This is a genomic window from Fibrella rubiginis, assembly GCF_017353185.1.
GTDB classification, from domain to species: Bacteria; Bacteroidota; Bacteroidia; order Cytophagales; family Spirosomataceae; genus Fibrella; species Fibrella rubiginis.
The window spans coordinates 238,160-251,806 of sequence record NZ_JAFMYV010000004.1 but is presented as its reverse complement, the minus strand read 5'-3'; the positions used below and the strand labels follow the sequence as shown (position 1 = coordinate 251,806).

The window sequence follows — 13,647 nt, the reverse complement described above, 5'->3', positions numbered from 1 at the left end:
CCGGGTTTTGCGCAACCGTTTGCGCATATCTGTGCAAACGGTTGTTCAGGCTTAAAGGCAAAATAAAGGGCCAAAACACGTTGTGGGGGCCTTGTTCACGCGCCCGTAGTCTGAACGGAAAAAGGATATTTGCTCAGTGGTAAATCGGTAGATTTTGTACTTCATAATCCTGCTTCATGAAAAAATTCTTACTACTTCTCAACTTCCTCCTGCTGGCTGCCTCCTGGGCAATGGCGCAGGACCGAACCATCACCGGCACCATCATCGACGAGCGGGCTGCACCCATGAGCGGGGTGAGCGTGGTGGTGAAAAACACGACCCGCGGTACAACCACCGACGGCAACGGCGTGTATCAGTTGCGGGCCAAGGCGGGCGACGTGCTGGTGCTGGGCTTTGTGGGTTATCTGAAAAAGGAAGTTTCGGTTGGCTCACAAGATCAGATCAATGCCTCGCTCGAACCCGACAGCCGGGCGCTGAACGAACTGGTGGTAACGGCCCTAGGCATCAAGCGCGACGCCAAAGCCCTGACCTACGCCACGCAGACCATCCGCTCGAACCAGCTGAACGAAGTGCGCGACGGCAACGTGCTCAACACGTTGCAGGGTAAGATTGCCGGGGCCTACATCACCCAGGGTTCGGGTGGGGTGGGGTCGGGCTCACGGATTGTGTTACGCGGAAACCGGTCCATCCAGGGCACCAACAATGCCCTGATCGTGGTCGACGGCGTACCGATCAACAACAGCACCTACAGCATTCCCAGCAGCGATTTTGGGGCGGTAGCAGGGTCAGACGGAGCGTCGAACATCAACCCCGACGATATCGAGACGACAACCATTCTGCGGGGGGCGTCGGCAGCGGCACTCTACGGCAGTCAGGCCGCTAATGGCGTTATCCTGATCACGACTAAGCGCGGCAAGGCAGGGAAGGTGTCGGTAGATATCAATTCGGGGGTTTCGATGGACACGCCGTTTATTCTGCCGTCGGTGCAGAACCAGTATGGGCAGGGCGTGGGTGGCAAAATTGACCCCGCCAAAGGCGAAAGCTGGGGCGCGGCCATGACCGGGCAATCGTTTACCAACTACCTCGGCAACCAGGCTACCTATTCGGCGCAGCCCAACAACATTCGCGACTTTTTCCGCACGGCGGTGAGCCTCAACAACTCCATCGGCATTTCGGGCGGGTCGGAGAAGTCGCAGACGTATTTGTCGTACACCAACAACGCGCTGCAAGGCACCGTGCCGTACAACGACCTGATGCGCCACACGGTAAACCTGCGGCTGAGCAACCAGATCAGTTCGAAATTTTCGACCGATGCCAAGATCACGTACATCAACCAGAACATCGACCACAAGCCGCGCACGGGGGAAGAAAACGCCCCGGTAATTGACATCTATCAGATCCCGCGCAACGTGTCGCTGGATGATGCCAAGAACTACGAAACCACCGACAACCTGGGCTTGCCCAAGCCAACGGCCTGGCCATCGACGCTTTCGTCGATCTATCAGAACCCATACTGGATGCTGAACCGCACCAACATCACCGAGCAGCGCGACCGCGTAATCGGGTTTCTGTCGGCCAAATACCAGCTTACGCCCTTCCTGAGTGTGCAGGGCCGCGCCAACCTCGACAAGGCGTTTGACAAAAATGACCAGAGTTATTCGCAGGGCACTATTCTGTGGGCTTCGCAGCCGGGCGGTTTCTATTCCCGCAACAACATCATCACCACCCAGAAGTGGTTCGACGTGCTGATCGAGGGTAAAAATGGCCTGACGAAAGACCTGCAACTCGACTACCGCGTAGGAGCCATCTTGCAGGATTCGCAGTATCAGAACACCTACTCAGAAGCCAACGGCCTGAACATCCCCAACCGGTTTAACCTGAACTTCGGCTCAACGCAGCGGCTGGGCGATGATTTCGTGCGTTCGCAGACGCAGTCGGTCTACGGGCAGGCTACGCTGGCTTTTCGCGATGCTATTTTCCTGGACGCCAGCCTCCGCAACGACTGGTCGAGCACCCTGCCCAAGCCCTACACGTACCAGTATCCCTCGGTGGGCGTGTCGGCGGTGTTGTCGGAATTGTTCGACATGAAAGGGGCGCTGTCGTTTTTGAAAGTCAACGCCTCGCTGGCGCAAGTGGGCAACGGGGCCAGTCCGTATCTGCTGCAGACCAACTACTCCTACAGTCAGGGTGCCGGCACGGGCTTCATCAGCCGGGCAGGAACGCAGGCCATTGGCAACCTGAAGCCGGAGATCACCAAGAGTCTGGAGTTTGGCGTAGATGCCCGGTTCCTGAACAACCGCATCGGGGCCAACCTGACCTACTACCAGACCAATTCGGTGAACCAACTGCTTACGCTGGGTCTGGCCCCGGCATCGGGTTTCTCGAACCAGTACATCAACGCGGGCGATATCCAGAACTCAGGTATTGAACTGGTGATCAACGGCACGGCGGTGAAAAACGACGATTTCACCTGGGACGTGATCTTCAACCTGGGCCGCAACCGCAACGTGATCAACAGCCTGTCGCCCGATGTGAAGCAGGCCCTGCTGGGTGGGGGCTACAGCCGGTCGGCTACGCCCATTGTGAAGGAAGGTGGCTCTTATGGTGATATGGTGGCCTACCGCTGGCAAACCAACGCCAACGGCCAGTATATTGTCACGGCCGACGGTCGTCCGGTGGCTACGAAAGACCAGGAATTCATTGGAAACTTTAACCCAAAACTACTGCTGGGCCTGACCAACGTGTTCAGTTACAAAGGGTTCTCGCTCCGCGTGCTCGTCGACGGGCGCGTGGGGGGTATCGTGACGTCGGGGACGGAGATGAACCTGGCGTTCAGCGGCATTCCCGAAGTGACGGCGCAAAAGCGCGAAGGGGGTTGGGTGCTGCCCGGTGTGACAACCACTGGTGAAACCAACACGAAGGCCATCACCGCCGAGCAGTTCTGGCAAACGGTGTCGGGCAAGCGGTATGGCTGGGGTGAATTTTTCACCTACGATGCCACCAGTTTCCGGGTACGCGAGCTATCACTGGGCTACGGTATTCCGGTACCAAGCAGCTTCTTTATCAAGTCGGCGCGGCTGGCGTTTGTGGCGCGTAACCTGTTCTGGCTCTACCGGGGCAAGTCGATCCTGGAGATTCCGGGCGTGGGCAAGCGTACCATGCCGTTCGACCCCGACATCAACCTCGGCAACGGTAATTTCCAGGGCGTGGAATACGGCACATTGCCGGCCAACCGCAGTCTCGGCTTCAACCTGAAACTTTCGTTCTGATCTGACCCTCTCAACTCGATTATCCGATGAAAATCAACAACAACGTTGTCCATAAAGCCCTTGTCGGCCTTTGCGTGGCGGGTCCGCTGGCCGTTCTGGCACCGGGCTGCACCAGCAGTTTCGACGAGATTAACACCGACAAAACCAAGATTTCGACGATTGGCAAGAGCGAAATTCCGTACCTGTTTGCCAAGTCGCAGTCGGCAGCAACGCTCAACTACTACCACTATCAGGTGGGACAAAACCTGTTTTCTGACCAGTATGCGCAGTATTTTGCCTGCGTGGCTACTTACTTCCCGTCGGATCGGTTTGTGATCCGGATGGACTGGATCGGCGACCCCTGGACGGAAACCTATACGCAGGCCGTGCCGCAGATGAAGACCATTCTGAACAGCACCGACGCCGCCTCGGCCGAAAACGCCATTACCAACGTCTGGTAGGTATGGACGTTTCACCGCTGGACCGATCACGTTGGGCCAATCCCGTATTTCAAGGCGGGTGAACCAGCTCAGTCGGTGCCTTACGACGCGCAGGCGACCATTTACGATGACTTCTTCAAGCGCCTCGACAAAGCCGTGACTGTGTTGAAAACCAAAACGGCTGAGAAGCCTTTTGGCGCGTTTGACCTGATCTACGGCGGCGACGTGAACAAATGGATTCGGTTTGCCAACACGCTCCGGCTGCGGCTGGCCCTGCGGGTGTCGAAGGTAGATCCGGCCCGGGCGAAAACGGAGGCGGAGGCTGCCGTGGCGGGCGGCGTGTTGGCTAACAGCCCCGACGACGACGCGCTGGTGCAGCGCAGTACGAAAGGCAATGATTACAACGGTCTCTCGATCATGTCGGACTGGAACGAGTTTCGCATGAGCGCATCGATGGAGTCGACGCTGAAAGGCTATGCCGATCCCCGGTTGCCGGTGTATTTTCTGCCCGCCGTGAAAACGAATACATATGAGGGCCTGCGCAACGGATTGGCGACCAGTCAGTTGACAGACCCGGTAAACACAGCAGATTATAATTCGCACGTAGGGCAGCGCTGGACGTCGGCGGGGTTGGAGACGCCACAAAACGTAATGGCCACCGCCGAGGCGTACTTCCTCCGCGCCGAGGGTGCCCTGAATGGCTGGAACATGGGCGGTGGAACGGCGCAGGCTTATTACGAAAAAGGCATCGAAAATTCGATGAAGCAGTGGGGGATCACCGATGCCGCCGCCATCAAAGCCTACCAGACCAGCCCCAACAAACCCGTAGCACCAAATGATTATCTGAAGTCAGCACCGATGAGTGATGTGCCCGTTGCTTTTGGGGCTACGGCGGCCATTCAGCGCGAGCAGATCGCCACGCAGAAATGGCTGGCCCTCTTCCCCGACGGCTTCGAAGGCTGGGCTGAATACCGCCGCACGCGCCTGCCCAAGCTCTATCCCGTAGCCAACTCCGACAACCCGGATATTCCTGCCGGGGGGGTGCTGCGCCGCATTCCGTTCCTCGATGTGGAGCGTAACACCAACGGTGCCGAAGTCACGAAAGCCGCCGCCCTGCTGGGTGGCCCCGACAAAGTGACCACGCCGCTGTGGTGGGACAAAAATTAATTACGTAGGTCTATTACGTAAACAGAGCTGCCCCTGGTGGCTCTGTTTTTTTTGTAGCTTGTGGGAATGAGTTGGGTGGTAGCTAAGATGCTTTCGGGCGAGGAGCCACCCCACCCCCCACCCCTCCCCTCAAACAAGGGGAGGGGAGACGAGTTAGGAGACAACATAAATTAAGGCAAGCCTAATTCAGTATTCTATTCCGGTAAGACTCCCCTCCCCTGCTTTTCAGGGGAGGGGTCGGGGACGGTCCGCCGCTGCGGTGGGGTAGCTCCTCGCCCGAAAACAACCCACCCCTAAAATGCGCCCCATCCCCCTCCTTTTCCTACTCATCCTGCAAGCCTGCTCCCAAACTGACAAGCCACTGTTTGAGGAGTTAACCCCCGAACAGACGGGTATTGCCTTTGCCAACACGGTGGTGCAGGATGGAGATAACAACGTGCTGAAATACCCCTACTATTTCAACGGCGGTGGCGTGGCGGTGGGCGATCTGAATAACGATGGTCTGGCCGACGTGTATTTTACGGGCAACAGCGTACCGAACAAGCTGTATCTGAACCGGACGGTTTTCCAGAAAGAGGAAGGTGCCGAAGCGAAAATCCACTTCGACAACGTGACCGACAAAGCAGGCGTGGCAGCACCGACAGGCTGGAAAACGGGCGTCACCCTGGCCGACGTCAACGCCGACGGCTGGCTGGATATCTACGTCTGCCGGTCGGCGCAAAGCGACTCGACGCTAAGGCGTAACCTCTTATTTATCAACAATCACGCTGATGCTACGGGTGTGCCTACGTTCACCGAACGCGCCGCTGAATATGGCATTGCTGATGATTCGTACTCCACGCAGGGGGCCTTTTTCGACTATGACCGCGACGGTGATCTGGACCTGTTTGTGCTGAACCACTCACTGCCGCAATACGCTGGTTTTAGTAAACTGCTGGGTACGTTGAAAACGGAAAAAAGTGCGCACTTCGGCTCGAAACTCTACCGCAACGACGGGACTCCCACCGCGCCCCGGTTTGTAGACGTATCGGCCACGTCTGGTCTGATTAACAATGTGTTGAGCTTCGGGCTGGGTGTTGCCGTGTCGGATGTGAACGGCGATGGGTGGCCGGATCTGTACATTTCGAATGACTTCAACGAGGAAGATTACCTGCTGCTGAACATCCCCGACGCGACCCCCGGCGAGGCGCATTTTCGCAACGTGATCAAAACGGCCACGGGCCATACGTCGCTGTATTCAATGGGGTCGGACGTGGCGGATATCAACAACGATGCCCGCCCCGACATCATTACCCTCGACATGCTGCCCGCCACCAACGAGCGCATCAAGCTCTCTTCCGGCGACGATAACTTCGACAAATACAACCAGCTTCTCCGCGCCGGTTTTCACCCCCAGACCATGCGGAATATGGTACAATTAAATACCGGTCAGGGGGCTACTTTCTCTGAAATAGGTCAACTCGCGGGTGTGTCGAACACGGACTGGAGCTGGTCGGCATTGCTGGCTGATTATGACGGCGACGGGTGGAAAGATCTGTTCGTGACCAACGGCTACGAGAAAGATTATACCAACATGCAGTTCCTGAAATACACCGTCGATGAGCGCGTGAAAGCGCAGCAGGGAGCACAGGCAGCCACCGTCGATCAGATCCTGGACAAGATGCCCGGCATCGACGTGGGGGGATACCTGTTTCGAAACAACGGCGACAGTTCGCTGACATTCAGGGATATAACCCAGGATTGGGGCCTCGCCCGCGCCGTAAAAGCCAATGGTGCCGCTTACGCCGATCTGGATAATGACGGTGATCTGGATTTGCTGGCCAACGTCATGAATGGACCGGTTGTGGTATACCGAAACAGGGCGGTGGAAGAGGGGAGGGGCACGTTTCTGGCCATTGATCTGGCGCACAATAACCCAACCCCGCAACTGATTGGCACGAAGGTGTGGGTGTATGCGGGCGGGCGGGTGCAGTATGAAGAATTCTCGCCGGTGCGGGGGTTTCAGTCGTGCAGCTACGGGCCCCTGCGCTTCGGCATGGGTGGCCACCAAGTTGCTGATTCCGTGCGGATTGTATATCCCGACAATCATACGCAACTGCTTGTCAACGTGCCGGTTAAGACACCGCTACAACCTCGTTATGAGCAGGCAGTGGCAGGGTTTGTGTACCCGGCTGAGGCCCCGGCTCCGTTTGTGACAACGCCCGTGCCGGGGTGGGTGCAAACGCCGGTAGATACCAACGATTTCAAACAGCAATCGCTCTTGCCGTACCAGTTTTCGTACAGTGGCCCCAAGCTCGCCACCGGCGACGTGAACGGCGATGGGCGTCTGGACGTATACGCCTGTGGTCCCAAAAACCAGGCTGGTGCCTTGTTTTTGCAGCAGGCCGATGGTGCATTGATGAGGGCAGCCGTACCTGCTTTTGAGGCAGATAAACAGAGTCAGGATGAGGCCGCTGCGTTCTTTGATGCCGACAGCGACGGAGATCTGGACCTGTATGTGGTCAGTGGCGGCTACCCCTTCGCGGCGGGTGATCCGTTGTTGCAGGACCGACTTTATCTGAATGATGGGAAGGGTGATTTTAGCAAGTCATCTGGCGGGTTACCCGTTGAGCATCAGGCCGGTTCGTGCGTAGTGCCGCTGGATGTAGATGGTGATAAAGACCTTGATCTGTTTGTCGGAACGCGGTTTGTGTCGGGACAATACCCCCGTTCGGAACCGAGTTTCGTGCTGCTCAATTCGGGCAAAGGTAGCTTCAGCAAAGCCCCGGCGTCGGTGCTGCCATTGCCGCCGAGTCTTATTTGCGATGCCCGCGCTGCTGACCTGAACAAAGACGGAAAACCCGACCTGATTCTGGTAGGCGAGTGGATGGCTCCGACCGTACTGCTGAACGAAGGTGGTCGCTTCGCCGATGCTACCAAACAATGGCTCCCGGCCAATCAGGAAGGCTGGTGGAATTGCCTCTCCGTAGCCGATTTCGACAACGACGGCGACATGGACATGGTGGCGGGCAACTACGGGCTGAACAGCCAGTTCAAAGCCTCACCTGCCCGGCCGGTGCAACTCACCCACGGCGACTTCGATGGCGACGGACGCATTGATCCGTTCATGACTTATTTCGTGCAGGGCAAAGCTTATCCCTACGCCAGCCGCGACGAAGCGCTGGGGCAGGTCAATTTCCTCAAAGCCCGCTTCCCCGACTACAATCGCTATGCCAACGTCACCCTCACCGATCTATTCGCCCCCGATGAACTGGCCAAGGGTACTGTGCTCAATGCAAAGAGTTTACAGTCAACGTATTACGAAAATAAAAACGACAAATTCGTGGCGCATCCACTACCCGTAGAAGCCCAGTTCGCCCCCGTTTTCGCGCTGGAGCCGGTTGACTTTGACCACGACGGCGACCTTGATCTGCTGCTCGGCGGCAACATTACCCAAGCTCGTGTTCGCGTCGGTCGGTCCGACGCCAGCTACATACCACTGCTGGAAAATCAACGTGGTCACTTCCGGTTTCGGGCCAACGCGGGTATTCGCGGCGACGTTCGGGGACTGGCCAACATCGGTGAGGGTAGTGTGGTTGTGGGTGTCAATGGAAAGGGACTGGTGCGGTTGACCCCACCCCCGGCCCCTCCCCTGAAAGACAGGGGAGGGGTGATACATTAGACCATACGGCAAACCTATTATGCCGAAGCTGCTCCCCTCCCCTGTCTTTCAGGGGAGGGGTTGGGGGTGGGGTAGCACCCACTAAACATTCCTCCTTCGCCACCCGTTTCCATTGCGCAAACGAACACGCTATGAACTCGATAGACGAATGGGTAGATCAATTACTACATACGAACGAACGGGCCGGAGTATCGCGGAAGTCATTTCTGCGGGCGGCAGCGGTGGGCACCATGAGCACCATTGCGGCGGCTTGTTCAACGGGTAAATCGACTGGTAAAAAGGGTGGCCCGGCACCCGTTTCGGAGGCTCCCACTGCCGGTCAGCCGTCGTCGGAAACGGTGGCCGCATCGCCTGCGATGAAGCCGCAGAACACCACGAACCCTGAGCAGCCGGTGAAGCTGGAGCAGTGGAAAGCCGCCACCGAACGCCAGAGCGGCCCCACACCCACGCCCATGCCGCCCGACAAGCGCGTGGGCTACGCCATTGTGGGCCTGGGACATCTGGCCTTGGAGGAACTGATGCCCGCCTTTGCCCAGTGCAAGAAATCGAAGGTGGTAGCGCTGGTGAGTGGAAATCCAGAGAAGATGCTCAAGGTGGCCCGACAATATGGCATTTCGGAGAAAAGCTGCTACAGCTACGCCACCTACGACCGCCTGAAAGACAACCCGGAGGTGCAGGTGATCTACATTGTGCTGCCCAATTCCATGCACGCCGAATACACCATTCGCGGGGCAAAGGCGGGCAAACATATTCTCTGCGAAAAGCCCATGGCCAACTCCGCCGCCGAATGCCAGGCCATGATCGATGCCTGCCGGAAAGCCAACCGCAAGCTGATGGTGGCCTACCGCATTCAGTACGAACCCTACAATCGGCTGGTACGCGATATGGTCCGCAGCAACCAGTTTGGCAAAACCAAAACCATTGAGACCGTTAACGTCCAGAACTCCGACAACCCGGCGCACTGGCGTTTCAAAAAGAAGTTGGCCGGGGGTGGTGCCCTGCCCGACATTGGCCTTTATTGCCTCAATACCATTCGCTACCTGACCGGCGAAGAACCAACCGAAGTATTTGCCTACCAGTCGAGTACGCCCGGCGACCCGCGATTTAAGGAGGTAGAGGAAATGGTAAGCTGGCAGATGCGGTTTCCCAGCGGCATCATCACCAACTGCCTCACGCACTATGGCGTCCACGAAACGCGCCGCTACCGGGTCATGGCCGAACGCGGCTGGATTGGCCTTGACCCCGCGTTTTCGTATAGTGGCCTGAAAATGGATGTAGCCTTCGCCGAGAAAAAAGCCGAACGCCGGGAAAACGTCAGCCTACCGGACGTCAACCAGTTCGCCGCCGAAATTGACCATATGTCGGAATGCGTACTCACCGACCGTGTGCCTTTTACCCCCGGTGAAGAAGGTCTTCAGGATCAACGCATTATGGAGGCAATCTACAAATCCGCAAAAACGGGTCGCCCCGTCAAAGTACCCTCGGCGGTGAAAGCCACCCGTGGTCGCACGGCCTCCGTAGCTACGAACAAACTGGATCAGTTTAGAGGGCCGCTACCGAAGAATGAATAGTGAGGGGCGAAGTATGAAGAGCGAGGGGTGAAAGAGTGAATAGTGACAGTCCGGCGTTGTCGCGCCGTTGTCGCTTGGCTCCAGCCGAGTGACGCCTATCAAAGGGCCTCCGGCCCGTAGTGCGATGTTGAGTCATGTTGGCTTAACTGTTCCAATATCCAAGTACGGGCCGGAGGCCCTTTGATAGGCGTCACTCGGCTGAAGCCAAGCGACAACGCCGGAGGGCCTCCGGCCCGTAGGTTGGTTTTGAAATAGTTTGGCCAACATGACTCAACGTCGCATTACGGGCCAGAGGCCCTCAGATATGGGTCACTCGGCTGGAGCCAAGCGACAACAGTCTCATTAAATCCGCTCTTAAATTCCCTTTCATGCTGGAACGCCTCCTTCCCCTGCATGACTGAAAACTTTTCTCCCGAAACAATGCCTGTGGCCGTGGTGGGGCTGGGGTTAATGGGCTGTAGCATAACCACTTGCCTGCTCATGGCGGGGCATCCGGTGGTGGCTGTGGCACCCATACCAACGGATCTTCCCACCGCCGAACCGCGTATCCGGCACCACCTAAGCGAGTTGCGTGAGCATGGTATTGTGGCGCAGGAACCCGATTTTTTTCTTCAGCGATTAACCCTCACCGACGATTATTCGGCCCTGAGTTCCTGTCGGCTGGTTATAGAATGCACCCTTGAAGACGTCGATATTAAGCGGCGGGTGTATGGGTTGATGGAAGCGCAGGTGCATGATGAAACGGTGATTGCCTCCAATACGTCGGCCATTCCCATCACGCAGTTGCAGGGCCTGACCCGCCGACCACAGCGGTTTATTGGGTTGCACTGGGCCGAGCCATCGCACACGACGCGGTTTCTGGAGGTCATCTGTGGCGAACAAACCGACATTCGCTACGCCGAATTTTTCTACCAACTAGCTCACCGCTGGGGTAAGGAGCCTACGCTGGTGCGAAAAGACATTCGCGGGTTCATCACCAACCGCCTTATGTACGCCATGTACCGCGAGGCGTTTGCACTGGTGGAAGATGGGTACGCCACTATCGAAGACGTGGACCGGGCCTGTCGCAACAACGCGGGCTACTGGATGACCCTCGTGGGCGTGTTTCGATGGATGGACCTCACTGGTGTACCGGCCTATTTGAACGTGTTGAAAGACCTTTGGCCCACCCTCAGCACCCGCACCGACGTACCCAGATTGATTCAGGATATCGTAGACCGGGGCGGACGTGGTGTGGCCAACGCCGACGGTTTTTATAGCTACACCCCCGAAGAAGCAGAAGCCTGGCAGCGCACGTTTGAACGGTTTAGTTACGAGATTCGTGAACTGGCCCTCCGCTACCCCGCCGACGTAGTAAAAAAAATGCTGAATGGTGAGGGGTGACTTGTCGTTGGCATAGCTTCGCGCTTGGTGGCTTCGCGCTCGGTGGCTTCGCGCGGGTTGCCCTTCGACAAGCTCAGGGTGACAACGACCTTGTCTCAGGTCAAGATGATTGCTTATTAGCCTGTCACCCTGAGCTTGTCGAAGGGCCTAGAGCGCGAAGCCACCAAGCGCGAAGCCACATCAGAGCGCGAAGCCACACCAGAGCGCGAAGCTATGCCAATTACAAGTCACTCCTCACCCTCACCAATTCACAACTTTATGCAGAACCAAATCGCCATTGTGACCGGGGCGGCATCGGGTATTGGCCGGGCCATTGCCCACAAACTCGCGGCTGACGGGGCTGGCGTGGCCCTGCTCGACCTAAACGCCGACGCTGTCACTACTGAGGCTACGCAACTAGGCGAACGGGCTGTGGCGTTTCCCGTAGATTTGACCCAGGAAGCAGCTGTGCAACAGGCTGTTGCGGACGTTATTGCCCGGTTCGGAAGAATAGACATACTAGTCAATGCGGCGGGCATTACGGGCCTGACGCAGACGCCCACGCACCTGATGCCGCTGGACAATGTGCGGGCTGTATTTGACCTGAATTTCTGGGGTGCACTCTACCTCACCAAAGCCGTGCTGCCCACAATGCTGGCCCAGGATTATGGCCGCATTTTGCACGTTGCCAGTATTGCGGGCAAAGAGGGTAACCCCGGCATGTTGGGGTATTCGGCCTCAAAAGCGGCCGTTATTGGCATGACCAAAGCGCAGGGCAAGGAATACGCCGAAACGGGCATTACCGTCAACGCCATCGCCCCCGCCGTGATCATGACCCCGCTCGTAGAAGCCCTCCCCGAGGCACAGGTGCGCTACATGACCGACAAAATTCCGATGCGTCGATGTGGTACGCTCACGGAAGTCGCTGATTTAGTGGCGTTTATCGTGTCTAGTCAAAACAGTTTCACCACCGGTTTCTGCTACGACCTCAGCGGCGGCCGGGCAACGTATTAGCCATGTCTAACGGAGCAACGCTCCGTTTGTACAGCGTAAAAAACGGAGCAACGCTCCGTTAGACATACCCTATCCCATGCTCAACACTGATAACTGGTTCACCATCACCAACCCTACTGAAATCGACTCGCCGGCGCTGCTGGTGTATCCGGAGCGCGTAAAGGCCAATATTCAGGTAGCCATTGAACTGGTGGGTGGTGCCGACAAACTGAGGCCGCACGTGAAAACGCACAAGATGCGTACCGTGACAGAACTGTTGCTGGCGGCAGGTATCCATCAGTTCAAGTGCGCCACCATTGCCGAGGCGGAGATGCTGGCGCAGGCCGGTGCGCCCGACGTGCTGCTGGCCTACCCCGTGGTTGGACCTAAAGCAACCCGGTTGCGGGCGCTAACTGATCAGTATCCCGCTACCCGTTTTTCATGTCTGGTAGACAGCATCGAGGCGGTTCGGCATGTAGAAGCCGTGTTTGTCGGGAAGTCGCTTGACGTGTATATCGACCTCAACGTGGGCATGAACCGCACGGGCATATTACCCGAAAAAGCAGTAGCTCTGTTTGGTCAACTAACTGGCCTAACGTCTGTTAATTGTGTCGGTTTGCATGCCTACGACGGTCATATTCATGCTACGGACATACTTGAGCGGACGCAGGAGGCTGCCGCCGCCTACGCATTGGCCGAGGGGGTTCGGCAGGAAATTGAGCATGAATCTGGGGTGGCACTAAACCTGGTTATTGGCGGTTCGCCCACGTTTGCCACTCACGCCAAACGCGATACCGAACGACTTCAAACCAGCCCCGGTACCTTTGTTTTCTGGGATGCGGGCTATGCCCAGACAATACCCGAACTACCCTTGCAGATTGCCGCCGCCCTGCTGACGCGGGTCGTATCGGTTGTTGATGACCATACGCTCACGCTTGATCTGGGTTATAAAGCGGTGGCGTCGGAATCACCGTTGCCGCGCGTGATTTTTCCGCAACAGTCTGCTGCCGAAGTAATTAGTCAAAATGAAGAACACCTGATTGTCCGCGTTCCCGATACCCGTCGCCATGATCCCGGCGAGGTTTGGTACGCCATACCCATCCACATCTGTCCTACGGTGGCCCTTTATGAAAAAGCGCTTACGGTTGAAAACGGACACGTATCAAACGCATGGCCCGTCACGGCACGTAACAGGTGAATTACTC

At 57.2% G+C, this 13,647-nt stretch carries 7 protein-coding genes and 1 pseudogene; all 8 read left to right on the top strand.

Features of this window, described 5'->3' with window-relative positions; translation table 11 throughout:
- The first annotated feature begins 176 nt into the window (after positions 1-176).
- Complete coding sequence (locus J2I47_RS10390; protein WP_207364507.1) at positions 177-3,269, top strand: SusC/RagA family TonB-linked outer membrane protein; 3,093 nt, start codon at positions 177-179, stop codon at positions 3,267-3,269.
- 26 nt (positions 3,270-3,295) lie between these two features.
- A complete protein-coding gene (locus J2I47_RS26865; protein ID WP_310587653.1) occupies positions 3,296-3,709 on the top strand; it encodes a hypothetical protein in 414 nt (137 codons plus the stop codon).
- Positions 3,710-3,721: 12 nt separating this feature from the next.
- Positions 3,722-4,855, top strand: a pseudogene (locus J2I47_RS10385) (SusD/RagB family nutrient-binding outer membrane lipoprotein); the annotation flags it as partial.
- 298 nt (positions 4,856-5,153) lie between these two features.
- Positions 5,154-8,516: a VCBS repeat-containing protein gene (locus J2I47_RS10380; protein WP_207364506.1), complete on the top strand. Its 3,363-nt coding sequence runs from the start codon at positions 5,154-5,156 to the stop codon at positions 8,514-8,516.
- Between the two features lie 131 nt (positions 8,517-8,647).
- A complete protein-coding gene (locus J2I47_RS10375) occupies positions 8,648-10,087 on the top strand; it encodes a Gfo/Idh/MocA family protein (protein ID WP_207364505.1) in 1,440 nt (479 codons plus the stop codon).
- A 393-nt stretch (positions 10,088-10,480) separates the two neighbouring features.
- Positions 10,481-11,470, top strand: coding sequence for a 3-hydroxyacyl-CoA dehydrogenase family protein (locus J2I47_RS10370; RefSeq protein ID WP_207364504.1), 990 nt, complete (start codon positions 10,481-10,483; stop codon positions 11,468-11,470).
- A 213-nt stretch (positions 11,471-11,683) separates the two neighbouring features.
- Positions 11,684-12,463, top strand: a complete 780-nt coding sequence (locus J2I47_RS10365) for an SDR family NAD(P)-dependent oxidoreductase (RefSeq protein ID WP_374759904.1) — start codon at positions 11,684-11,686, stop codon at positions 12,461-12,463.
- Between the two features lie 76 nt (positions 12,464-12,539).
- A complete protein-coding gene (locus J2I47_RS10360) occupies positions 12,540-13,640 on the top strand; it encodes a D-TA family PLP-dependent enzyme (protein WP_207364503.1) in 1,101 nt (366 codons plus the stop codon).
- Positions 13,641-13,647: the final 7 nt, after the last annotated feature.